Origin of the sequence: Burkholderia semiarida, assembly GCF_029268935.1 — a bacterium.
Lineage (GTDB): Bacteria > Pseudomonadota > Gammaproteobacteria > Burkholderiales > Burkholderiaceae > Burkholderia > Burkholderia semiarida.
In genome coordinates this window covers 768,397-790,514 of sequence record NZ_JAHLCL010000005.1, presented here as the reverse complement: position 1 = coordinate 790,514, position 22,118 = coordinate 768,397, and the positions used below count along the sequence as shown (strand labels likewise).

General features: G+C 68.6%; 20 protein-coding genes and 2 pseudogenes. 8 read left to right on the top strand and 14 right to left on the bottom strand.

Annotated features, from left to right (window positions below; all coding sequences use genetic code 11):
- Positions 1 to 176 precede the first annotated feature (176 nt).
- Positions 177 to 521 (bottom strand): DUF4148 domain-containing protein, encoded by a 345-nt coding sequence (locus KPB06_RS10330; RefSeq protein WP_180278287.1) that lies wholly within the window; start codon positions 519 to 521, stop codon positions 177 to 179.
- A gap of 330 nt (positions 522 to 851) precedes the next feature.
- On the opposite strand from KPB06_RS10330, the gene KPB06_RS10325 reads away from it, so the two are divergent.
- On the top strand, positions 852 to 1,871 hold the full coding sequence (locus KPB06_RS10325) for an aldo/keto reductase (RefSeq protein ID WP_275905468.1): 1,020 nt from the start codon (positions 852 to 854) through the stop codon (positions 1,869 to 1,871).
- 123 nt (positions 1,872 to 1,994) lie between these two features.
- Here the strand turns inward: KPB06_RS10325 and KPB06_RS10320 are convergent, their stop codons facing one another.
- From KPB06_RS10320 to KPB06_RS10300, 5 genes are all read right to left on the bottom strand, one after another.
- Positions 1,995 to 2,906 (bottom strand): LysR family transcriptional regulator, encoded by a 912-nt coding sequence (locus KPB06_RS10320; RefSeq protein ID WP_275905469.1) that lies wholly within the window; start codon positions 2,904 to 2,906, stop codon positions 1,995 to 1,997.
- Positions 2,907 to 3,017: 111 nt separating this feature from the next.
- Positions 3,018 to 3,800: an ABC transporter substrate-binding protein gene (locus KPB06_RS10315; protein WP_275905470.1), complete on the bottom strand. Its 783-nt coding sequence runs from the start codon at positions 3,798 to 3,800 to the stop codon at positions 3,018 to 3,020.
- A 40-nt stretch (positions 3,801 to 3,840) separates the two neighbouring features.
- Entirely contained in the window at positions 3,841 to 5,277 is a 1,437-nt protein-coding gene (locus KPB06_RS10310) for an FAD/NAD(P)-dependent oxidoreductase (protein ID WP_275905471.1), read from the bottom strand.
- Positions 5,274 to 5,573 carry a (2Fe-2S)-binding protein gene (locus KPB06_RS10305; RefSeq protein WP_089465956.1) on the bottom strand — a complete coding sequence of 100 codons (300 nt, stop codon included), beginning with the start codon at positions 5,571 to 5,573 and terminating at the stop codon, positions 5,274 to 5,276. The genes KPB06_RS10310 and KPB06_RS10305 overlap by 4 nt, the downstream gene beginning before the upstream one ends.
- Positions 5,566 to 6,690, bottom strand: a complete 1,125-nt coding sequence (locus tag KPB06_RS10300; RefSeq protein WP_275905472.1) for an NAD(P)/FAD-dependent oxidoreductase — start codon at positions 6,688 to 6,690, stop codon at positions 5,566 to 5,568. Before KPB06_RS10300 ends, KPB06_RS10305 begins: the two co-directional genes overlap by 8 nt.
- Before the next feature lie 149 nt (positions 6,691 to 6,839).
- On the opposite strand from KPB06_RS10300, the gene KPB06_RS10295 reads away from it, so the two are divergent.
- Positions 6,840 to 7,754, top strand: a complete 915-nt coding sequence (locus KPB06_RS10295) for a LysR substrate-binding domain-containing protein (RefSeq protein WP_275905473.1) — start codon at positions 6,840 to 6,842, stop codon at positions 7,752 to 7,754.
- Positions 7,755 to 7,840: 86 nt separating this feature from the next.
- Here KPB06_RS10295 and shc read toward each other — a convergent pair whose 3' ends face one another.
- A complete protein-coding gene (gene shc / locus KPB06_RS10290; RefSeq protein WP_275905474.1) occupies positions 7,841 to 9,901 on the bottom strand; it encodes a squalene--hopene cyclase in 2,061 nt (686 codons plus the stop codon).
- A gap of 52 nt (positions 9,902 to 9,953) precedes the next feature.
- On the opposite strand from shc, the gene KPB06_RS10285 reads away from it, so the two are divergent.
- Complete coding sequence (locus tag KPB06_RS10285) at positions 9,954 to 10,640, top strand: TetR/AcrR family transcriptional regulator (RefSeq protein WP_275905475.1); 687 nt, start codon at positions 9,954 to 9,956, stop codon at positions 10,638 to 10,640.
- A 44-nt stretch (positions 10,641 to 10,684) separates the two neighbouring features.
- Here the strand turns inward: KPB06_RS10285 and KPB06_RS10280 are convergent.
- Positions 10,685 to 10,825, bottom strand: a pseudogene (locus KPB06_RS10280) (NADPH-dependent FMN reductase); the annotation flags it as partial.
- Between KPB06_RS10280 and KPB06_RS34480 the strand changes: the two are divergent.
- Positions 10,814 to 10,891, top strand: a pseudogene (locus KPB06_RS34480) (transcriptional regulator); the annotation flags it as partial. The pseudogenes KPB06_RS10280 and KPB06_RS34480 overlap by 12 nt on opposite strands.
- Before the next feature lie 48 nt (positions 10,892 to 10,939).
- On the opposite strand, the gene KPB06_RS10275 reads toward KPB06_RS34480, so the two are convergent.
- From KPB06_RS10275 to KPB06_RS10265, 3 genes are all read right to left on the bottom strand, one after another.
- On the bottom strand, positions 10,940 to 11,305 hold the full coding sequence (locus KPB06_RS10275) for a hypothetical protein (RefSeq protein WP_104013092.1): 366 nt from the start codon (positions 11,303 to 11,305) through the stop codon (positions 10,940 to 10,942).
- A complete protein-coding gene (locus KPB06_RS10270) occupies positions 11,302 to 12,069 on the bottom strand; it encodes an alpha/beta hydrolase (RefSeq protein WP_275905476.1) in 768 nt (255 codons plus the stop codon). The genes KPB06_RS10275 and KPB06_RS10270 overlap by 4 nt, the downstream gene beginning before the upstream one ends.
- 228 nt (positions 12,070 to 12,297) lie before the next feature.
- Positions 12,298 to 13,191, bottom strand: coding sequence for a LysR substrate-binding domain-containing protein (locus KPB06_RS10265; RefSeq protein ID WP_099318248.1), 894 nt, complete (start codon positions 13,189 to 13,191; stop codon positions 12,298 to 12,300).
- A 168-nt stretch (positions 13,192 to 13,359) separates the two neighbouring features.
- On the opposite strand from KPB06_RS10265, the gene KPB06_RS10260 reads away from it, so the two are divergent.
- From KPB06_RS10260 to KPB06_RS10245, 4 genes are all read left to right on the top strand, one after another.
- Positions 13,360 to 13,890, top strand: a complete 531-nt coding sequence (locus tag KPB06_RS10260) for a hypothetical protein (protein ID WP_060009135.1) — start codon at positions 13,360 to 13,362, stop codon at positions 13,888 to 13,890.
- Positions 13,883 to 14,209 carry a hypothetical protein gene (locus KPB06_RS10255; RefSeq protein ID WP_059579280.1) on the top strand — a complete coding sequence of 109 codons (327 nt, stop codon included), beginning with the start codon at positions 13,883 to 13,885 and terminating at the stop codon, positions 14,207 to 14,209. The genes KPB06_RS10260 and KPB06_RS10255 overlap by 8 nt, the downstream gene beginning before the upstream one ends.
- Before the next feature lie 18 nt (positions 14,210 to 14,227).
- Complete coding sequence (locus KPB06_RS10250; RefSeq protein WP_275905528.1) at positions 14,228 to 15,073, top strand: MBL fold metallo-hydrolase; 846 nt, start codon at positions 14,228 to 14,230, stop codon at positions 15,071 to 15,073.
- A 312-nt stretch (positions 15,074 to 15,385) separates the two neighbouring features.
- Complete coding sequence (locus KPB06_RS10245) at positions 15,386 to 16,951, top strand: methyl-accepting chemotaxis protein (protein WP_059579277.1); 1,566 nt, start codon at positions 15,386 to 15,388, stop codon at positions 16,949 to 16,951.
- Positions 16,952 to 17,105: 154 nt separating this feature from the next.
- Here KPB06_RS10245 and KPB06_RS10240 read toward each other — a convergent pair whose 3' ends face one another.
- From KPB06_RS10240 to KPB06_RS10230, 3 genes are read right to left on the bottom strand one after another with little or no spacing between them, the layout of a single operon-like run.
- On the bottom strand, positions 17,106 to 18,383 hold the full coding sequence (locus tag KPB06_RS10240) for an MFS transporter (RefSeq protein WP_060009126.1): 1,278 nt from the start codon (positions 18,381 to 18,383) through the stop codon (positions 17,106 to 17,108).
- 28 nt (positions 18,384 to 18,411) lie between these two features.
- Entirely contained in the window at positions 18,412 to 21,234 is a 2,823-nt protein-coding gene (locus tag KPB06_RS10235) for a molybdopterin-dependent oxidoreductase (protein WP_275905477.1), read from the bottom strand.
- Positions 21,215 to 22,069 (bottom strand): FAD binding domain-containing protein, encoded by an 855-nt coding sequence (locus KPB06_RS10230; RefSeq protein WP_089466022.1) that lies wholly within the window; start codon positions 22,067 to 22,069, stop codon positions 21,215 to 21,217. Before KPB06_RS10230 ends, KPB06_RS10235 begins: the two co-directional genes overlap by 20 nt.
- Positions 22,070 to 22,118 lie beyond the last annotated feature (49 nt).

The window sequence follows — 22,118 nt, the reverse complement described above, 5'->3', positions numbered from 1 at the left end:
CGCTGCCTGCAGCGGCGACGGGCCAGCCTGTTTCGAGGAGCAGGGCGAGGGAGCTGAAGTGCAGTGACGACGCGCGGCCCGAATGCCTGTTCAGGCGATCCGGGCCGGCCATGCGGAGGGGAAGGGCGAGCGGTTGCGCGTATCGAAAGGCGTGCTCTCTTGCGCGCCGACGGGACTCAATGACCGCGATAGATCGAGTCGCGACCGTTGACCATCATCGCGCGGCCGGATTCGTCGGTGGTGCGGGCTTCGTTGCCGTAGCCGGTTTTGTCCGCGGCCGAGGCGGCATTCGGCGCGCCTTGTGCGACGGCGTTTTCACGCACACGCTTTTCGGCGGCGAGAATCGCGGCCGGATACTGGTTGTGATCCATCGCCGGGGTGTAGCCGACGGCCACGAGGCGCGCCATTTCGGCCTTCACTTCGGCGCGGGTCAGTTGATGGTCGGCCTGGTGCGCGAACGACAGCGCCGGTGCGGAAAGGATCAGTGCGACAAGCGTGGAAGTAACGAGCGTTTTCATCATGGGTACCTGTCTGGTCGAGTGAACCGCAACCAACGTCGACGACGTCGATGTCGTTGCGTGTGCAGCCAATATAGGTACGGCGGCGTCGCGGAAAAACGACTGTCGGGCTAAATCATTTTTGATCCCGAGTCACGAATCGAACGTGAATTCGGTCGGCCGCGTTGCGGGCCGGGCGTCTCGCCCGAACAGGCGCCGCGGCTCGCGATCGAAACGGGCCGCGAATCGGCCTATCAGACCTTGCGGGACTCAACTGTGTCGAATTCCGTCTTGGACAGACTTAACCCGCTTCCCTAGACTGAACCCGCTTTCCCTCGTTCCCTGGAGAAAATCATGAGTCTCGCGCTGCCCGGCCACAAGATCCTCGGTTTCGGTACCGCCCCGCTCGGCAACATGTTCCGCAACATCCCCGACGCGGAAGCCGCGGCCACCGTCGAAGCCGCGTGGCAACACGGCATCCGCTATTTCGATTCGGCCCCGTTCTACGGCGCCGGCCTCGCGGAAATCCGCCTCGGCGACGCGCTGGCGAACCATCCGCGCGACGAATACGTGCTGAGCACGAAGGTCGGCCGCGTGATTCTCGACGAAATCGAAGACGTGTCGGCGCGCGACCTCGGCGAAAAGGGCGGCCTGTTCGAACACGGCCGGCCGAACCGCATCGTCAACGACTACTCGGCTGACGCGACGCTGCGCTCGATCGAGGACAGCCTGAAACGCCTGCGCACCGACCGCCTCGATATCGTGTGGGTGCACGACATCGCGCAGGACTTCTACGGCGACGAATGGCTCGCGCAATTCGAAGTGGCGCGCAAGGGCGCATTCCGCGTGCTGAGCAAGCTGCGCGAAGAAGGCGTGATCAACGCATGGGGCCTCGGCGTGAACCGCGTCGAACCGATCGAGCTGGTGCTCGACCTCGCCGAGCCGCAACCGGACGGCATGCTGCTGGCCGGCCGCTACACGCTGCTCGATCACGAACGCGCGCTGCAGCGCGTGATGCCGGCGGCGGCCGCGCGCGGCGTCGGGATCGTCGTCGGCGGCCCGTACAGCTCGGGCGTGCTCGCGGGCGGCACGCACTTCGAATACCAGAAGGCGTCGCCGGAAATCCTCGCGAAGGTGGAGCGGATCAAGGCGATCGCCGCGCGCTACGACGTACCGATCAAGGCTGCCGCGCTGCAGTTCTCGATGTCGCATCCGGCCACCGTCGCGGTGATCCCGGGCGCGAGCCGCCCGGAACGGATCGCGGAAGACCAGGCGGCGCTGAACGTGGCGATTCCGGCCGACTTCTGGCGCGAGATGCGCGAACAAGGTCTGATCGCGGCCAATGCGCCGCTGCCGGCCGATCGTCGATCCTGAAAGGCGATGACCGGAAGCGGAAGCCGCGAGGCGCGAGGACAGTCAGGGTCGCGAAGCGATCGCGACACTCGCGACAGGCGCGTAAGGCGCCGTGATGCAACGACGCCCCGCGCGTTCGCGCATTTATTTCGCCGCTGTCTCGACGACTTCCTCGCCGGTCAGGATCTCGCGGAAGATTCCGACCAGCGGCCGCAGATTGACCTTGTGCCATGCGGCCCACAGCGGCGTGCGGTAGCTGAACCACGGCAGCTCGCGCAGCACGACGCCTTCCGGCACCTGGTGACGCAGGCTCTGCTGGATCATCGTCACGCCGAGCCCGGCCGCGACGAGGCCCAGCGCGGCGAGCGGCTCGGTCGCTTCCACTGAAATGTCCGGCGAAAAACCGGCCTTCGCGCAGGCCGCGACGAACGCGCTGTGACGCGGCGCGCTGTCCTGCTGCGTGACGCCGATCCACGCCTGCGCGGCGAGATCGTCGGCGACGAGCGTCTTTTTCTTCGCGAGCGGATGCCCGTCGGGCATCGCGAGCAGCATCGGATCGTCCAGCACCTTCGTCGAATCGAGTTCGGGATCGTCCGGCGCGGGCGGCTCGGTGACGAGCGCGATGTCGAGGCTGCGCTCGCGCAAGCCTTCGAGCTGCGCGGCCGATTGATAGTTGTACAAAGCGATGTGAACGGACGGCCGCCCGGCGCGCAGCGTTTTCAACGCGCGCGGCAGCACGCCCGAGTGCGTGGCCGTTTCGAGGTAGCCGATGCAGAGGCCGCCTTCGTCGCCGCGACCGAGCCGGCGCGCGAGCGATTCGAGCCGGTTCGCGTGGCGCAGGAACGCGCGCGTTTCGCCGAGGAACGTGCGCCCGTCGCGCGTCAGACGAATGCGCTGCTGGCTGCGTTCGAACAGCGTGAGGCCGAGCTTTTCCTCGAGCTGCGCGATCTGGCGGCTGAGCGGCGATTGCGAGATGTGCAGGCGCTCGGCGGCGCGGCCGACGTGTTCCTCTTCCGCGACCGCGATGAAATATTGAAGCTGGCGGATGTCGAGCATGTCAGACCTTATCGGACTCAAGATTGGAAGATTGTGTCCCAAAGGGACTTGTCCATGCAACCCGGACCGGATCCACTTGCCTGCCCCGACGCGGCGCGCGCACGCGTGTCGTCAATTCCCGTACATGTCGAAGTCGAAATATTTCGACTGGATCGTGTCGTAGGTGCCGTCGCCGCGAATCTGCGCGATCGCGCGGTTCAGTGCGTCGCGCAGGTCGGTGTCGGCCTTCCGCACGCCGGCCGCATCGCCGTTGCCCATGATCTTCGCGTCGTACACCACGCCGCCCGCGAACGAGAAGCCCTTGCCGCGCGGCGTCGCCAGGAATCCGAGCTGGCCTTGCACCGCATCCATCAGCACGCCGTCGACGCGCCCGGCGACGAGATCCGCATACGCCTGGTCGTAGCTCGGATACGGCACGACCTCGACCTTCGCGGCCGCCCATTTCTCACGCGCATAGGTTTCCTGCACCGTGCCCTGTTCGACCGCGACGCGCTTGCCGGCGAGCTTCGCCGCGTCCGGCAGCAGCCCCGACCCGGTACGCGCGATCAGCCGCGTCTGGTTGCGGTACAGGCGGTCGGTGAAGTCGATCTGCCGGCGCCGCTGTTCGGTCGCGGCCATCGACGACAGGATCACGTCGAACTTGCGCGCTTGCAGCCCCGGAATCAGCCCGTCGAAACTGCTCGACACCCACACGCATTTCGCCTTCAGCTTCGCGCACAGCGCGTTGCCGAGATCGATGTCGAAGCCCTTCACGCTGCCGTCGGTCGCGGTCGATTCGAACGGCGGGTAGGTCGGATCGACGCCGATGCGGATGGTCGTCCATTCCTTCGCCGACGCCAGCGACGCGACGGCCATCGCGGCGGCGGCAAGGAGAATCGTGATGCGCGTCTTCATGGTAAGGCTCCGTTCGTGTGGGGAAGAGTGGGCATGCGCGTCAGCTCGGGAATTCGCCGCGCTGAAAATCGTTCGACAGTTCGAGGGCGTCGGCCATCTCGCCGACGGTGACGGGCTTGATCGGCGCGCGGATCCGGTAGTGACCGACGTCGCCGACGCTGCGCTGCTGCACGTCGGCGATCAGCTCGCCGACCGTCGTGCCGCACCAGCGCCCCTGGCACGGGCCCATCCCGCAGCGCGTGAACGCCTTCATCTGGTTCGGCCCCTGGCAGCCGAGCGTCGCGAGCTGGCGGATCTCGCCGGCCGTGACTTCCTCGCAGCGGCACACGATCGTGTCGTCGTCGGGGCGGCGCAGCGCGGCGGGCGGCGTGTACAGCGCATCGAGCAGCGGGCGCACCGCGAGATGGCGACGCAATGCGTGCAGCACCGGGCGTTCGCGTGCAGCCTGCCGTTGCGCATCGAGCGCACCGAGTTGCACGGCGATGTCGAGCGCTGATATTTCGCCGGCCAGTGCCGCCGCCCGCGCGCCGCCGATGCCGGCGCCGTCGCCCGCGATCCACACGTGCGGTACGCTGCTGCGGCCGCGCGCGTCGCACCGCGGCCGCCAGCATGCCGACGACTCGTCCCATTCATGGGCACAGCCGAGCGAGCGCGCGAGCTGCGTCGACGGAACGACGCCCTGATGCAGCAGCACGAGCGACGTGTCGAGCGCTTGCGCGACGCCGTGCGCGTCGCGAAAGCGAATGCGTTCGGCGCGGTCGTCGCCGTCGATGCGGACGTCGGTCGCGCCGCGATGGACGGGAATTCCGGCGTGGCGCACCGCGCGCAGCATGCGCCAGCCCTTGAGCAGATAGTCGGCGCCGCGCAGTGCCGGCAGCGCATGCGGGAGCGCGCGGCGCCACGCATCGCGCGGTGTCGTATCGACCAGCGCGCGCACGCGCCGGCCGGCATTCAGCAATTGCGCGGCGAACAGCCACAAAAGCGGGCCGCTGCCCGCGAGCACGGCGTCCGTCGACGGCGCGAGCCCCGACGCTTTCAGCAGCGTCTGCGCGGCGCCGACGCCCATCACGCCGGGCAACGTCCAGCCGGGTACCGGCCACGGCCGCTCCTGCGCGCCGGTCGCGATCAGCACCGCGCGCGCGCCGATGTCGAGCGTGCCGCACGACGGGCCGCCTTGCGTGAGCATCGCGACGGGTTCCGGCTCGAACGCGATTTGCCACACGACGCTGCGCGGTAGGTAATGCGCGCCGCTGGCAAGCAGGCCGTCCACGAGCGGGCGGCCGGCCGTGTAGTCGGCGCCGAGCCATTGCGCGAGCGGCGCCGGCGCATCGGCCACGTTGCGGTAGATCTGGCCGCCAGGCGCGCGGCCCTCGTCCGCGACGACCACCGACAAGCCGGCCGCGCGCGCGGCAATCGCCGCCGCCATTCCGGCCGGCCCGGCGCCGACGATCAGCAGATCGCACTGGCGGCGCGTCATGCGAACCTCGCCTTGCCGTGCATCGTGCGCACCTGCATGCCGTCGGCGACGAGCGTCATGCAGCCTTGCACATTCGGCACGCCATCGATTTCGACGAGGCAGTCGAAGCACACGCCCATCATGCAGAACGGGCCGCGCGGCGCGCCGCTCACGGCGCTCGTGCGGCACGCGGCCGAACCGGCGGCGAGCATCGCGGCCGCGACGCTGTCGTGTGCGGGCACGTCGTGCGGCGTGCCGTCGATATGGATGCGCACGTGGTCGAGCATCGCGGCGGGGGGAATGAGGGATTCAAACATGCCGGGCTTCCGTGGGCGCGGCGAAGCGCGCGGTGGTAAAGGCGGACAGGTCGGCCGGCGCGGCGCCGCCGGCGATCCACGGCGCGACGAGATCGGCGTGGGCCGCCGCGAGCGTCACGCCGCTGTGGCAGATCGCGATGAATGCGCCGGGATACGTGGCCGACGCTTCGTAGACGGGCAAGCCGTCGGGCGTCATGATGCGCAGCGCACCCCACGCGCGCACGATGCGCGCATGGGCCAGCGCCGGGAACGCGGTGCGGGCGCGGCGCGCGATGTCGACCATCGCCGGGCGCGTCTGGCCGTCGTCGAAGCCGACGTCTTCGGCGGAGTCGCCGAGCAACACCGACCCTTCCGAGGTCTGCCGGACGACGAGCGTCGGATAGTCGAGAAACGGCGCGACGCGCTCGGTGACCATGATCTGGCCGCGCAACGGCGAGATCGGCGCGCGCAGGTCGACCATCGGCGCGAGCCGCGCGTTGTCGAGGCCGGCCGCGAGCACCACGCGCGCGGCTGCGAGCCGCGCATCGCGTGTGTCGATCTCGAAGCGCCCGGCGCGCGGGCGGATCTCGGCGACTTCGCTGCGCGGCAGATAGATGCCGCCGCACTGCTGGAATGCCTGCAGCATCGCGCGCAGCGTGGCGAGCGGATTCGCGTGACCGTCGTTCGGCGACCAGAGCGCGCCCGCGAGCGACGGCGATGCCGCGGGAACGAGACGGCGCAGCGCTGCCGGATCGAGTACTTCGTATGACAGCGCGGCTTCCTGCCGGCGCAGTGATTCGAGCAGGTCGGTCGCGCCGTCGAGTTCCGCGCGATGTTCGAACAGCTCGATGCCGCCCGGGCGTTCGAACGCGCAGTCCACGCCCGTTTCGCGCTGCAACTGCGCGGCGAACGCATGCCAGCGCTCGGACGATTCGCGTGACCAGCGCGCATACGGCAGGCAGCGGCCGCCTTTGCCCTGCACCCACACGAGCCCGAAATTGCCGCGCGCCGCGCGAAACGCGATGTCGTCGCCGTCGCACACCGCGACGCGTTGGCCGAGACGCGCGAGTCCCCACGCGATGGCCATGCCGACGAGGCCGCCGCCGGCCACGACGACGTCGAAGCGGCGCGCGGTCATGCGCGGCTCCGTTGTCGCGGGTCAGGCGGTTGCGTGTTATATCCCATGGCGGCGCGGCTCCTTGCTTTCGGTACGTTGCGGAACCGATGTTCGGACAGGCAAAATGGGCTGTCCAATACAGCTTGATCAACGATCCATAATCCAATGTTATGACCACGCCCTCGCTCAGGATTCGCCAGATCGAAGCGTTTCGTGCGGTGATGCAGCGTCATACCGTCACGCGCGCGGCGCGCGAGCTCCATATCTCGCAGCCGGCCGTGAGCCGGCTGATCGCCGATCTCGAGGCGCGGATCGGCTTCGTGCTGTTCGAGCGGCAGCAGGGCCGCTTCACGCCGACCGCGCAGGCGCGCGTGCTGTACGAGGAAGTCGAGCGCGCGTTCGTCGGCCTCGATCGCGTCGCGCAGGCTGCCGAGCAGATCCGCGCGATGCGGCGCGGCACGCTGCGCGTGGCCGGCTCGCCCGCCGTCGCGCTCGATCTGCTGCCGGAGCTCGTCACGCGGTTTTCGCACGCGCATCCGGGCGTCGACATCACGCTGCTCGCGCACAGTGCGTCGACCGTCGTCGACAAGGTCGCGTCGGGGCAGTGCGATGTCGGGCTGATCGCCGAGCCCGTTCCGCATCCGGCCGTGCGCGGCGAGCGGCTCGCGGAAAGCGCGATGCGCTGCATCGTGCCGCGCGGGCACCGGCTCGCGCGCAAGCGCGTCGTGCGGCCGGCCGATCTGCGCGGCGAACCGTTCATCTCGTTTCCGCCGAGTTTCGAGGCGCGCAGCGCGATCGACCGCGTTTTCGTGGAAGCCGGCGTGGCGCGCGTGCTGTCGATCGAGGCGCAACTGTCACGGACGATCGTCGCGTTCGTCGCGAACGGCGCGGGCGCCGCGCTGATCGATCCGGTGACGGCCGCGTATGCGGGCGAGCGCGTGGCCGTCAAGCCGTTCGAGCCGGCCGTGCCCGATCACTTCTACCTGGTGACGTCCGCGTCGCAGCCGCTGTCGATGATCGGCGATGCGTTCTGCGCGGATTTGCGCGACGCGTTCGCGCGGATGCGGGCGCCGCGCGACGCGTGAGCGAGAAGGGGGAGGAAACGTGTGTCGAGCACGCCGGACGCCGGCGGGCGTGCCGGCGTGTTGCCGTGTCGGCCCGGGGTTCCGGCTCAGGCGAGCGCGCTGTCCGTTGCGCGTGGGGCGGGCGCGCCGGACGCGGACGACGTGGTTGCGCCCGCATCCTTCGCGCCCGCAAGCCGCCGATAACGCGCGAGTGCCCACAGCGGGAAGTACGCGGTATAGCCGTGATACTTCAGGTAGAAAATGCGCGGAAAGCCCGGCGCATTGTGCGAACGGTGCCACCAGAAGCCGTCTTCCTGCTGCACCGACAGCAGATACGCGATGCCGCGCCGCACCGAATCGGATTCGCAGTCGCCGAACGCCATCTGCGCGAGCAGCGCCCACGCGGTGCAGTTCGACGTGCTCTCGCCGCCATTCGTGCCGGCCAGTTTCGGGTCGACGTAGCTGTCGTTCGTCTCGCCCCAGCCGCCGTCCGCATGCTGCCGCGCGCGCAGCCAGTCGAGCGCGCGTGCGATATAGGGCTGTGACTTGGCCTCGCCGGCGAGCGCGAGGCCGGCCAGCACGCTCCACGTGCCGTACAGGTAGTTCGTGCCCCAGCGGCCCCACCAACTGCCGTCGGGCTGCTGCGTGCGCTTCACGTAGTCGATGCAGCGCGCGAGCGACGCGCGGTCAGCCGCGCGCTTCGTCACGCCGAAGCACAGCAGCACGCGGCCCGATACGTCCTCGGTCGGCGGATCGAGCAGCGCGCCGTGATCGGCGAACGGGATCGCGTTCAGATACATGCGGTCGCTGTCGGCGTCGAACGCCGCGAAGCCGCCGTTGCGCGATTGCAGCCCGCGCATCCAGTCGAGCGCGCGCGCGACGCGCGACGCGTACGGATTCGTGCCGTCCGCGTGGCGATGCGTGCGGCCGCGGCGATCGAGCATCGCGGTGACGACCGCCGTATCGTCGATGTCCGGGTAGTACGGGTTCGCGTACTGGAACGCCCAGCCGCCCGGTTCGACGCCGGCCGGTGCGTTCTCGATCCAGTCGCCGCGCAGGTCGTTCACCTGCCGCCCGGCCAGCCAGTCGTACGCGCGAGCAATGCGTGCATCGAGCTCGCGCAGCGCGCCGGCCGACTCGCCGGCTTCCGGTGCCGCGACGCCGCGCGCCTGTTCGAGCGCCATCGTGCTCCACGTGGTGTCCCACACCGGCGACAGGCACGGCTGGCAATACATGCTGCCGTCCGGCCGCGTGACCAGCAGCTTCTCCAGCGCGTTCTCGCAGTCGCGCCGCAGCGGATGGTCGTCCGGGTAGCCGAGCACCTGCATCATCTGATAGCTGTAGACGATCGGCGGGAAGATGCCGCCGAGCCCGTCCTCGCCGTTCATCCGTTGCGCGCACCACGCTTCCGCGTGCCGGATCGCGCGCTGCCGCAAGCGCTTCGGCAGCAGCGGCTCGATAGGGCGGACGGCGCGGTCGAGCGCGAGGAACAACCGGCGCATGCCGCGCGCGGGCGGGAAGTACTGGCGCTCTTGCTCCGGCGGCGTGACGAACAGCTCGCGGATCGACACGTTGCGCGGATTGCGCGCACGCGCCTTCAGCGAGCACAGCACCAGCAGCGGTACCATCGTCGTGCGCGCCCAGTACGCGACCTTGTACATCGAGATCGGCACCCACTTCGGGAACAGCACGAATTCGACCGGCATGAACGGCGCCGCGCGCCACGGCACCTGGCCGAACGTCGCGAGCAGGATGCGCGTGAACACGTTCGCGCGCGCCGCGCCGCCGAGCTTCAGGATCGCGTCGCGCGCGCGGATCATGTGCGGCGCCCGTTCGCTGTCGCCGGCCGCCTTCAGCGCGAAGTACGCCTTCACGCTGCACGACACGTCCGGCGCGCCGTCGACGTACAGATCCCATGCGCCATGCGTGTTGAGCCGCTGGTTCGCGCGCAGGTAGCGCGCCATCTTCTCTTGGCGCACGTCGTCGATCTTGTCCATGAAATGCATCATCAGGATGTATTCCGCGGTGATCGTCGCGTCGGATTCGAGTTCGAAACACCAGCTGCCGTCGGGCTGCTGAAGGCGCACGAGTGCGTCGCGTCCGCGGGCGATGGCCGTGTCGAGCGCGGACCAGGGGGAGGGGGCCGATTTGTTCATGCGGCGGATCATACCATCCAGCAGGAATGTTTATATCGAGACGCGCGGTGCTACCATCCGCGTCATGAAAAAACGCCTCGAACCCACGCCGCGCGACGTGTCCGCGCCTGTCGAACCGGCTGGAACGCCCGATGCACGCGCGCCTGTAGGATCATCGGCGCCGCCCGCTACCGCTGTGGCCGGCGTGCGGCGAAAAAAAGCGCCGGACCAGGTGCGCGCGCAATTGCTGGCGGCCGCGTCGGAGATCGCGACGCATCACGGCGTGGCCGCATTGACGCTCGATGCGGTGGCCGAGCGTGCCGGCGTGACGAAAGGCGCGCTGCAATATCACTTCGCGAACAAGCAGGGGCTGCTGGATGCGCTGTTCGGGCAGGCGACCGAACGGTTCGGCGCGCAACTGGCCGCGCGGATGGCGGCCGATTCCCGCGGCGACGGCGCGGCGGCGCGCGCGTATCTGCACGCGGTGCTCGATGCCGCCAATCCGGCTGCGAGTATCGACGTGCTGCGCGTGCTGGTCGCGTCGATGATCACCGAGCAGGACACACGCGCTCGCTGGTCGGTGCCGATGCGCGAATGGACGCGACCCGATCCGGTGCCGCTCGAGCGGGCCGCGACGCTGATGATCTGCCGGCTCGCCGCCGACGGGTTGTGGATTTCCGAACTGCTCGACAGCGTCGAGCTGTCGGCCGAATTGCGCGCGGAGATCGTTCGACAGCTCGATGCGATGAGCAAGGGTGTGCTTCCGAAGTGATGCGCGGCGCGGGAATCGATCGTCGAATTCGGAGAAGCCTGGCGTCAGTCGCCGCGTGACTGGCCGGCACGAAGCTGGCCGGCAATCATCGCGACGCGTGCGCCATAGCGGCGGGCCGTTTCGAGATCGCCCGGCGACATTTCTTCAGGCGACGCATCGGCCGGCGTCTGCGCCATCGGCGCAATCTTTCGCCGCGCGTGCGGGCTTTCATGGACTGGATCGCGGGTGTGTTGGAGCCCTATCTGGATTAGCGGAGGGGAGCGGCGGTTCGAAGTACCGGCGGATGCGATCGCTTTGCGTCACGCAAACTTGCCGAAATCCACGGGTTCGTTGATGAATCTTCCAGTCGCCAGCAGCGCCCGCTCGATGTCCGCGACGATGACCCGGTTGTTCACCGGCGCGGTGGCACACCAGCCCCAGATATCGTCGTCGATTTCATAGTCGCCGCGATCATACGTCCAATAGCTGAAATAGCGGTCCTGCGACAAGGCGACGTGCGGGTCGTCGAGGCCGTCCGGATGCGCGAGCCGGACGGCATGCAGCGCATCCCGGAGGATCTCGGCGATATCCGGAAAGTCGGCTGCGCGGTGGTCATCGAGTATTTCGACCAGCAGATCGCTACCGTGATAAACAGGCCGAACCCGGAATCGAATCAGGTGCGTCATCGCGCGTTTTTCCGTTGCGAAAGCGCAGGATGACCCAGGCCGCCGCCATTCGACTCCCGAACGAATGCCGAAATGGCTTCCACGACCCCGCTTGCCAAAGGAAGATCCGGATCCGAGTACGCGGCAAGGTTGTCGTCCCGCGCGTCCGCGTGGACGGTTTTGAGCACGTGATTGGCATTCGCGACAATTGTCAGCCGGGCGCGTGGATTCGCGTCCTTCAACCGCTGCGCATCCTGCACGCCCACCTGAATATCCCGCGCGCCCTGCACGATCAGTACCGGCTTCGTATAGCCAGTGAGAATGGCGGCCGGATCGATGGCCAATTCGCTCATCAGGAACCGCTGAACCTGCGGCCTGAACAACGGCATGAGCGCGGGATCGATGTCGGCCGCGTCGACCGTCTTCCCGGCTTCGAGCGATTCGAGTATCGACATCGCGTTGCTCAGTACACCGGCATTCGCAGGGTTCGACTGCAGCTGCTGCGCCAATACCTGTCCGAGCGGCCGTCCCGGTGTTGACACGAGGATCAGACCGCAAATATCGGCGGTCTGCCGCGCCGCCAACAACGCGACCCATCCTCCCTCGCTATGCCCGAGCACCCATACGCGGTGCGCACCGGTCCGCGTCCGGATGGCGGCCACCCACGCGCGGACGTCTGCTGCGTAGTCGTCGATCGTGACGTCGTCTGCATCCGCGATCGCCGAAGCGCTACCGTACATGCCGCGCTTGTCGATGCGAACCGACGCGATGCCTCGATCGAGCAATCCTTCGGCTAGCAAACGATAGGTCGATGCCCGAATGCCGTAGGGATTGTTGCCGTTCCGGTCAGTCGGGCCCGATCCCGGCAGATCAGCACCACCGGAACATCGGCCGTCGCAGGAGACAACAGCGTGCCGCGCGGCGGGCCGGCGGGCCCCGGGGCTTCGATATCGGTCTGCATCATCCGTAAAGAGCTTTCCTGATCCGTGTCGCGATGAACGTCGGGCGCGGCATCAACGCACCAACCCTCGCGCCTCGCCCAGCACCCACTCCGCAAACGCCCGCACCGGCGCCGCGCTCAATTCGATCGGCTCGGGCAGCACGAGGCAGAAGTGCTTGGTAATCGCATTGCCGTCGGGCCAGGGCGCGACCAGCCGCCCTTGTTCAAGTTCGGACCCGACGTAAAGGCGCGGCACCAGGGCGACGCCCAGCCCGGCCAGCGCGGCCTCGATCAGCATCGAATGGAGATCGTATCGTGGGCCGACCGCCGAATTGGTCAGCTCGATGCCGGTCTCCTGCGCATAGATTTGCCACGCGTCGGGATTCTGCCGCCGGTGAAGGCGCGGCAGCGCATCCAGCGACGGGTGCGCGCCGACGCCTTCGAGAAGCGCCGGACTGCAGACGGGTACCAGCACCTCTTCCAGCAGCGGATGCAGATGCATGCCGGCCCAGGCCGGATGTTCGAAATGAACGGCCGCGTCGAATCCGCTGCCGGCCAGGAGGAAGGGCTCCATCCGTTCGGCGATATGCACGGTGACGTTCGGATGGCGATCCTGAAAGCGCTTGAGCCGCGGGATCAGCCAGCGGGTCGCGAAGGTCGGAATCGCGGCGATGTCGATGCTCGCGCCTTCGACGGGCTGCCCCATCAGATACAGGCTGTCCCGTTCGAGCCGATCCAGAATCTCGCGCACCTGTACCGCGTATCGCGTGCCGTTGGGCGCGAGCCGCACCCGGTTGCCGACGCGTTCGAACAGCGTCACGCCGAGGAATGCCTCCAGCCGGCCGATCTGGCGACTGACGGCGCCCTCGGTGCGCGCCAGCTCGTCCGCGGCGCGGGCGAAGCTGCCGTGTCGGGCCGCCGCCTCGAAGGCCAGGAGCGCGGAATTGCTCGGGATCTTGCGTCGCATCGGAGTCTCGCGGTCGGAGCGCGTTCGACCGTCAGCTTGAACAAATATCACTGAAGGCTGACTTTAAGTCGATATCTACGCGGAAAACAGCAGATTAGCATTACGTCACTGCACTGAATATCCCGCATTCGAAGCGCGGGATGCCGATCCGTCACACAGGACAATCCGATGATCTACACCGTGGAATGCACCTTCGCCGACCCTGCCGGCGAAGCCGAATGGAACGACTTCTACAGTCTCGAAAAGCTGCCGGCCCTCATCTCGGTCAGCGGCTTTCACACGTCGCAGCGTTTCAAGGCGATCGGCGCCGGCTGCCCCGTTTATCTGGCCGTTCACACGATCGATGGTCTCGGCGTGCTGACCGGCGATGAATATCGGCGCAAAGGCGGCGGCAATTTCGCGCGCTGGCAGCAACACATCACCGACTGGCACCGCAATCTCTACAGCGATATCGGTCGTGCGCCGGCGGTCAATGCCGACGAACTGCTCGCGCTGAGCGCCAGCGGACCCGACCCGTTGATCGGATTGGGCCTGAAGCCGCTGGCCATGCAGGCCGTGGCGCTCGAGCGGTATCCGGCGCGCCGCTGGCTCGCGGTCGTGCCGCGGAGCGATGCCCCCGTCGCCGGGAACGTGCCGGCCGGCCTCGACCTGTACGCACCGATCACGGAGCAACTCGCAAAAGGGGCACGTGATGCCTAACGTGACTTTCCATATCGATGCACGACGCATGCCGCCTGACGCACGCCTTGACGAACTTTCCGGCGACTGCATCGAACTCTGTACGGATGTTCTTCAGGCGGAGCCGCGGAACGTCCACGTCATCTACGTGGCGGTTCGGCACGGATGTGGGCATCCCGTTTTCGCGGAAATCCGGTATCGCGAGGCGTCGCTTCGCTCGCCCGCGGTCATGCATGCATTCATGGAGGCGCTGGATCGCGCCGTCGTGCGCCGCACGGGCCTGACGGCACGCATCCGTTGTTTCGGTCATGCCGAGCCGAACCTTCACGCCCGAAACTAGCCACTCCGGAGAAGCATGGTGTCCAACATGACGTTTCCCGGCCGGCGTGTCGGGGATTTCACGATCACCGCGATCAGCGACGGCTACCTCACGGCCGGCCTCGATGTCCTGTCGAATATCGACGTGGCCGACGCTGCCGGAATGCAGCGTGCGGCCGGCCAGCAGCAGCCGTCCGCCGTGCATATCAATTGCTACGTGGTGCGCGGCGCGGGCCGCACGATTCTCGTCGACGCAGGGGCTGGCGGCATCAAACAATGGGGCGGCCGCCTGAAGGACAATTTGCGGCTCGCCGGTTTCGAGCCTGCCGCGATCGACACCGTCCTGCTCACGCACGCCCATCCCGATCACGTCGGCGGGCTCGTGAATGGGGCCGGACAGGTTGCGTTTCCGAATGCGGAGCTGGTCGCGCATCGGCGCGAGGTCGAATTCTGGCGTGACGACGGCAATCTGAGCCGCGCCAGCGAGCGCGCCCGCGGCAATTTCCGGATCGCGCGTCAGGTATTCGACGCTTACGGCGACGCGCTTCGGGTCTTCGATGCAGGCGAGGTGCTGCCGGGGATCACGGCCCTGCCGCTGCCGGGGCATACCGACGGACATACCGGATACGTGCTCGAATCCGGCGATCAGGGCCTGCTCGTGTGGGGCGATATCGTGCATTTTCCGCACATCCAGATCAAGCGGCCGGACGTGTCGATTGCGTTCGACCACGATGCGTCGCAGGCGGCGGCGACGCGTTCGCGGCTGCTCGACCGGGTCAGCTCGGAACGGCTGCTGATCGCCGGCATGCATCTGGGAGAAGCGGGGTTCGCGCGAATCAGGAGAACCAACGGCGAATTCGGCCTGTTTTACGAGACCGGCGCGTGACGCGATGCCGGCGACCGGCGGACGATGGTGAAGGACGCGTGGGAAAACGTTTGGCGGACCGCCGCGCACCCGCGCGACCCGTCGGCCGACGAGATCCGTTCGAGGTCCGGCGACGGCCGGTAGCCGTGCTGCATCCGCCTCTCTCTGTCGCAATCGTCCAGATTCGCGTCGCGTGCGGATAAAAGCCGCCCGTTTCCCGCGCCGTTAACGTGTTCGCAGCCCCGCGCCGCGCATTGCGCGATGGCGCGCGTCGTTCGTGTTCCGGAATTCACCTCCGCCGCTGGCCGTGCCGGGCCGGCTCAAGGGAACGTCATGCGAAAACAATTCACTATCCGTGGTGGCCTCCTCGCGACCATCGCCGGCTATACCGTGCTGCTTGTGCTGGTGGTCGGCGCCTGCATCGCGGCCCTCTACATGGGCAACGGCTCGCTCGAGGCGATGTATCGCGACGATACCGCGTCGCTGCTGCACCTGAAGACCAGCTCCGAGCGCATGCTCGTGCTGCGCGAACGCATGAGCGACGTCGCGCAGATCATCAGCGCCGGCCAGCCCGCGAAGGCTGAAGTCGCGCAGCTCCACACGCTGCTCAGGCAGAGCAATGACGAACTGGACGCGTACGCGCGTCTGCACGCGCGCGACGCCGGCGAACAGGCGCTGTTCGACACGCTGCAGACTCATCGTCGCGCGCTGCTCGACCGCGTGTTCCTGAAGGCGCTGTCGCAGCTCGACGGCGACGACGCATTCAACTTTCTCGACACGCAGCGCACCGCGCCGCCCGCGCTGTTCGCGGCCTACCAGGCGGCGATCGACGCGCTCGAATCGTTCCAGGTCACGCGCCAGAAGGCGCGCTACGATGCGGCCGGCGTCAATTTCCACCGAATCGTGTGGGGGATGGGCGTGGTCGCGGTGCTGGCGCTCGTCGTCGGCTTCGTTGCGCAGCGCGTGCTCGCGAAGGCGATCATCGAGCCGATCAACCTCGCGGTCGATCAGTTCGAGAAAATCTCGAAAGGCGACCTGACCGGCGCGGTCGTCGTGCCGGGCGAGAACGAGATGGCGTATCTGCTGAACGCGCTGAAGCGGATGCAGGACGGCCTCGTCGATACCGTGAGCCAGGTGCGCGCGAGCACCGAGACGATCGTCGGCGACGTGCGCACGATCGCGAGCGGCAACGTCGACCTGTCCGCGCGCACCGAGCAGCAGGCCGTATCGCTGCAGCAGGCGGCCGCGAGCGTCGAGCAACTGACGGCGGCCGTGCGCCAGAACGCGGACAACGCGCGCGATGCGCGCACGTACGTCGAGGGCGCGGCCGGCATCGCGTCGCGCGGCGGCGAAGCGATGCAGCGCGTCGTCGAGACGATGTCCGAAATCTCGCAGAGCTCCACGCGCATCTCCGGCATCGTCGGCGTGATCGAGAGCATTGCGTTTCAGACGAACATTCTCGCGTTGAACGCCGCCGTCGAAGCCGCGCGCGCGGGCGAGCAGGGGCGCGGGTTCGCGGTCGTCGCGACCGAGGTGCGCGGGCTCGCGCAGCGCTGTGCCGCCGCGGCGAAGGAAATTCGCGAGCTGATCGGCCATTCCGCGCGACGCGTCGAAGACGGCAGCGGCCTCGTCGCGCTGGCCGGCTCGGCGATGGCCGAGCTCGTCGCGGCGGTCGAGCGCGTCAACGCGATCATGGGCGAAACCAGCCAGGCATTCGACGAGCAGTCGTCGGGCATCGAGCAGGTGAACGCCGCGGTGATCCAGATGGAGCAGACGATGCAGCGCAATGCCGCGCTGGTCGAGGAGGCGGCGGCCGCGGCGCTGTCGCTCGACGAACAGGGCGCGCGGCTGAGCGCGGCGGTCGCGCAATTCCGTCTGCGCGAAGCGGCGCTCGCGTGACGGGCCGCCTTGTTGCGGCGCGTCCTGCAACGCGTAGTCGAAGCGGTACGCATGCCGAACCGCTACGGGCTCGTCGGGCTCACGTTCTTTTCACATTCGGTGCACGACGACGATCCGTTCGCGGGCGCGACCTCGGCGCCACGCCGCCCGGGACTCAAAGCGACCGCGCCTTCGTCTCCGGCAGCAGCAGCACCGCCAGCAGCACCACGCCGTAGGCCGCGCCGGCGAAGATCGCGATCGCGGACGCGAGCCCCAGCGAATGGCTCAGCATGCCGACGAGGCTCGGAAACAGCGCGCCGATGCCGCGGCCGAAGTTGTACGTGAAGCTCTGCGCATTGCCGCGTACGGTCGACGGATACAGTTCCGTCAGGTATGCGCCGACCCCGCTGAAGATCCCGCAGGACGAGAAGCCCAGCGGAAAGCCAAGCCACAGCATCTGCGCATTCGAAAGCGGAAGCGTCAGGTACAGGTACACCGATGCGAGCGACAGCACCGAGAACAGCATGAAGTTGCGTCGGCGCCCCCACCAGTCGGACAGATACGCGCCGACGACATAGCCGCAGAACGACCCGACGACGATCACGAACAGGTACGCGCCGGTGTCGAGCACGGACAGGTGCCGCTCGATCTTCAGGAAGGCCGGCAGCCACGTGGACATCGCATAGAAACCACCCTGGATGCCGGTGCACAGCAGCGCGGCCAGCACGGTGCGGCGCGCGTGCGAACGCGAGAAGATCGTCCACACCGACGGCTGGCCCGCGCCTTGCCGGCGCGCGGCGTCGGCCTGCACGAACGCTTCCGGCTCCGCCACGTGCTTGCGCACATACAGCACGAGCAGCGCCGGCACGATGCCGACCCAGAACAGGCTGCGCCACGCGAGCGACTCGGGCAGCACCGAGAACGCGATGCCGTAGAGCACCGCCGCGCAGCCCCAGCCGACGGCCCAGCCGCTCTGCACGAGGCCGACCGCCTTGCCGCGATGGGCCGGTGCGACGGTCTCGCCGATCAGCACGGCGCCCACCGCCCATTCGCCGCCGAAGCCGAGTCCTTGCAGCGCGCGCAGCACGAAAATCTGTTCGAAGTCCTGCGCGAAGCCGATCGCGAGCGTGCAGACCGAGAACCACAGGATCGTGCCTTGCAACACCTTGACGCGCCCGTAGCGGTCCGCGAGGATGCCGGCGATCCACCCGCCCACCGACGAGAAGATCAGCGTCACGGTGCTCAACAGCCCGGCCTTGCCGCGATCGAGGCCCCACAGGTCGATCAGCGAGGCCAGCACGAAACTGAACACCATGAAATCGAACGCATCGGTCGCCCAGCCGGCGAATGCGGCCTTGAAGGCGCGCTTGCCGGCCGGATCGAGTTCCGCGTACCAGGACGAGCGCCGTGCGGCGCCCAGCGATGCTTGATCGGCTTGTCTCGTTGTCGTCATCGTTCTTGTTCGCCAGGTAGGAACGCCGCTATCGAAGCGCGGCAACCGAGGTGCGGGCGGCGAGCGCGCGCAGCACGACGTCCGGCGTGGCGGGGGCTTCGCGGATGCGCACGCCGGTTGCATGATGAATCGCATTCAGGACGGCCGCCGCCGTCGGAACCAGCGCCGGCTCGCCGATGCCTTTCGCGCCGTACGGGCCGATAGCCGTCGGCGCCTCGATGAAGATCGACTGCACGTCGGGCATGTCGTGCACCGTCGGAATCACGTAGTCGTGCAGATTGTTGCCCTCGCCGGGGCGGTACTTCTCCATCAGCGCCATGCCGATGCCTTGCGCGACCGCGCCTTCGATCTGGCCTTCGAGCAGTGTCGGATTCACCATCCTGCCGACGTCGTGCGCGGCCACGACCTTCACCACGCGCACGCGCCCGCTGTCGCAATCAACCGCGACTTCCGCCATTTGCGCGCCGAACGCGTAGGTCGCGTACGGCGTGCCTTGCCCCGCCGCATCGAGCGACGTGGTCGGCGGATCGAAGCTTTCCTCGGCCGCGATCGCGTAGCCGTGCGCGTCGACCGGCAGCGCACGCAGGTCGAGCGGGCGGCCGTCGACGGCGATGCCGCACGCATCGGCCGAAATGCGCGCATCGGAAGCCGCGCCGGCGAACGCGAGCAGCCGGCGGCGCAGCATCGTGCCGGCGAGAAAGGCGGCGCGACCGGTGACGAGGGTCTGGCGCGACGCCGACGTGCGGCCGCAATCCGGCGACAGTGCGGTGTCCGGCCCGACGAAGTGCAGGCGGTCGACCGGCACGCCGAGTGCGTCGGCGGCGATTTGCGGAATGACGGTGTTCGCGCCCTGGCCGGCGTCCACCGCGCCCTGGTGCAGGACGATCGTGCCGTCGGGCCGGATGCCGAAGCGCACGGTCGACGGGTTCGGCAACGCGGTGTTGCCGCAGCCGTAGAAGAAGGCGGCCACGCCGACGCCGTGGCGCAGATGCCCCGGCGACGCCGCATTGAGCGTCGCGAGCCGCGCGTGTGCGTCGCGCCACGCGGGGCGCAGCGCATCGAGGCACGCGACGAGCCCCACGCTGTCGTCGAGCACCTGGCCCGTCGGCAGCGCGTCGCCGGGCCGCAGCGCGTTCATCGCGCGGAATTCGAGCGGATCGATGCCGGTCGCGAACGCGAGCTCGTCGATCAGCTGTTCCTGCGACATCGTCGTCTGCGGCACGCCGAAGCCGCGAAAGGCGCCGGCCGGCGTGACGTGGGTATGAATCGCGCGCGAGCGCGCCGTGTAGTGGGGAATCACGTACGGCCCGCCGGCATGCACGGGCACGCGGTTCGCGACGGCCGTTCCCCACGACGCGAACGCGCCGGTGTTGTAGTCGCCGTCGAACGTCACCGCGCGCAGCCGGCCGTCGGCATCGGCCGCCATGCTGGACGTGATGCGCGCCGGATGGCGCTTGGTCGACGTGGCCATCGATTCCTCGCGCGAGAACACCATCGCGACGGGCCGCCCGAGATGCCACGCCGCGATCGCGAGCAGCGGCTGGACCGTCATGTCCAGCTTGCCGCCGAAGCCGCCGCCGACCGCGGTCGCGACCACGCGCACCTGTTCGGGCGGGATCGCGAGAATGCGCGCGAGATCGGCGCGATGCGGATGCGGCGCTTGCGTCGACGAATGAATCTCGACGGTGTCGCCCACGCGCCTCGCCCAGCCGGCCTCCGGTTCGAGATACGCATGCTCGACGAAACTCGATGCGAACGTGGCCGTGACGACGTGGCGGGCGTCCCGTAACGCGCGCTCGGCATCGCCGCGGCGCACGAGCCCCTCGATCAGCACGTTGCCGGGGCGATCGGCGTGCAGTTGCGGGCTGTCGTCACGCCTCGCATCGTCGACCGCGAGAACCGGCTGCAGCGGTTCCCACCGCACCGGAAAGCGATCGAGGTCGAGCGCGGCGATCGCCGCGCGCTCGCCGACCACCAGCGCGACCGCTTCGAGATGGTGGCGCGCCTCGTGCTCCGCCAGCACGGGCTGGTCCGCATACGGGGTCGCGACGCCGTGCACGTTGAGGCCGGGCACGTCGGCGTGCGTGAGGACGCGATGCACGCCCGGATGCGCGTCGACGAATGCGGCGAGGTCGCCGAACGTGAAACGCGCGCGGTGATGCGGACAACGCACGGCGCGCAGGAACAGGCTGTCGGCCGGATATGCATCCGCGCCGAAGCGCTGGCTGCCGTCGATTTTCCCGGGGCCGTCGAGGCGCGTGAGCGGGACGCCGACGGACGGCCCTTCGGCCGGCGCGGGCGTCCGCCCGCGCGCGGCCGCCCCGCAGCCGACCTCGGTCACGGCATCGACGATCTTCTGGTAACCCGTGCAGCGGCACAGCACGCCGTCGATCGCGGCCCGCGCGCTCGCACGGTCGGTGACTTCGCCGGCGTCGATCGCGGCCGCCGCCGCGGTGAGCATGCCCGGCGTGCAAAAACCGCATTGCACCGCCTGATGGGCGAGCAACGCGTCCTGCAGGCGGCTGCCGCACCGCGTGCCGTCGGCCAGGCCTTCGACCGTGACGATGCGCCGCCCCGCGACCTGCGCGACGGGAATCAGGCACGCGTAGCGCGCCTCGCCGTCGACGATCACCGTGCAACTGCCGCAATCGCCCTGGCGGCACCCTTCCTTGGTGCCGAACTGGCGCAGGTCCGCGCGCAGGTGGTCGATCAGCCGCTGCGCGCGGTCTGCCGGCAGGCCGCGCCGCGTACCGTTGAGTTCGAACCAGTCCGGCTCGGGGCGAGCCGGAGCGCTGTCGTCCGCTGTCGTATCGCGTACGTCGGCAAGCGGGTCAGGCGGGGAGTGGGCCACGGGCGTTCTCCTCGATGCAGCATGTGAAGGCGCGCGACACGGCCAGCCGCGCGAGATGAAGGCGATGCACTGCCGTCGCGCGGCAGTCGTCGACCGGCGTCAGCTCCGCGAGCGGCGCCGCTGCGATCGTGTCGGCCAGGTCGTCGCACCGGCGGCCGGCCAGCGCGGCCTCGAGCGCCCGCATCCGGCGCGCGACGCCGGATGCGCCGCCCACGGCGACGGCCGCTGCCGCTATCGTGCCGGCGGCATCGACGCGCAGCCGCGCGGCAGCCGATACGACGGCGATCGCCGGGCCGTCGCGATTCGTGTATTTGATGAACGACGTGCGATCGTGCACGGGCGGTTGTACGAACAGCACGGCAACCAGCAGTTCGTCCGCATCGCGCGCGACCACGCGGTTGCCGAGCAGGAATTCGGCCAACGGCAAGCACCGCACGCCGCGCACGCTCGCCAGTTCGACGTGCGCGTCGAGCGCGAGCAGCGCGGGGATGCCGTCCGCGACCGGCGACGCGTGGCACACGTTTCCGCCGATCGTTCCCTGCACCCGAATCTGCCGCGGCCCGATGGTGGCGGCGGCTTCCGTGAGCGCCGTCGGCAGCCATGCCGTGCGCGCGATCGCGGCCCACGTGCTGGCCGCGCCGATCCGGACGACGTCGTCGCGCAGCGCGATGCCGTGCAGCGCGTCGATGCGGCTGACGTCCAGCCATGACGACCGGGCAGGCACGAGCGCGAGCTCCGCGAAGACGTCCGTGGCCCCGCACACGATGCGCGGCCGCGGTTCGGCGGCGAGCGCGCCGAGTACTTCGTCGAGGGTGTGGGCGCGAAGATAGTTCATCACGACGGTGTGGGAATCTTCATGATTACGCGCGCCGATCTCGGCACGC

Coding starts and splice junctions, on each gene's coding strand:
- KPB06_RS10245 (WP_059579277.1), top strand. CDS start 15,386: ATGCGAAAACAATTCACTATCCGTGGTGGCCTCCTCGCGACCATCGCC.
- KPB06_RS10320 (WP_275905469.1), bottom strand. CDS start 2,906: ATGCTCGACATCCGCCAGCTTCAATATTTCATCGCGGTCGCGGAAGAG.
- KPB06_RS10265 (WP_099318248.1), bottom strand. CDS start 13,191: ATGCGACGCAAGATCCCGAGCAATTCCGCGCTCCTGGCCTTCGAGGCG.
- KPB06_RS10330 (WP_180278287.1), bottom strand. CDS start 521: ATGATGAAAACGCTCGTTACTTCCACGCTTGTCGCACTGATCCTTTCC.
- shc (WP_275905474.1), bottom strand. CDS start 9,901: ATGATCCGCCGCATGAACAAATCGGCCCCCTCCCCCTGGTCCGCGCTC.
- KPB06_RS10315 (WP_275905470.1), bottom strand. CDS start 3,800: ATGAAGACGCGCATCACGATTCTCCTTGCCGCCGCCGCGATGGCCGTC.
- KPB06_RS10260 (WP_060009135.1), top strand. CDS start 13,360: ATGATCTACACCGTGGAATGCACCTTCGCCGACCCTGCCGGCGAAGCC.
- KPB06_RS10275 (WP_104013092.1), bottom strand. CDS start 11,305: ATGACGCACCTGATTCGATTCCGGGTTCGGCCTGTTTATCACGGTAGC.
- KPB06_RS10295 (WP_275905473.1), top strand. CDS start 6,840: ATGACCACGCCCTCGCTCAGGATTCGCCAGATCGAAGCGTTTCGTGCG.
- KPB06_RS10255 (WP_059579280.1), top strand. CDS start 13,883: ATGCCTAACGTGACTTTCCATATCGATGCACGACGCATGCCGCCTGAC.
- KPB06_RS10325 (WP_275905468.1), top strand. CDS start 852: ATGAGTCTCGCGCTGCCCGGCCACAAGATCCTCGGTTTCGGTACCGCC.
- KPB06_RS10230 (WP_089466022.1), bottom strand. CDS start 22,069: ATGAACTATCTTCGCGCCCACACCCTCGACGAAGTACTCGGCGCGCTC.
- KPB06_RS10240 (WP_060009126.1), bottom strand. CDS start 18,383: ATGACGACAACGAGACAAGCCGATCAAGCATCGCTGGGCGCCGCACGG.
- KPB06_RS10310 (WP_275905471.1), bottom strand. CDS start 5,277: ATGACGCGCCGCCAGTGCGATCTGCTGATCGTCGGCGCCGGGCCGGCC.
- KPB06_RS10285 (WP_275905475.1), top strand. CDS start 9,954: ATGAAAAAACGCCTCGAACCCACGCCGCGCGACGTGTCCGCGCCTGTC.
- KPB06_RS10305 (WP_089465956.1), bottom strand. CDS start 5,573: ATGTTTGAATCCCTCATTCCCCCCGCCGCGATGCTCGACCACGTGCGC.
- KPB06_RS10300 (WP_275905472.1), bottom strand. CDS start 6,690: ATGACCGCGCGCCGCTTCGACGTCGTCGTGGCCGGCGGCGGCCTCGTC.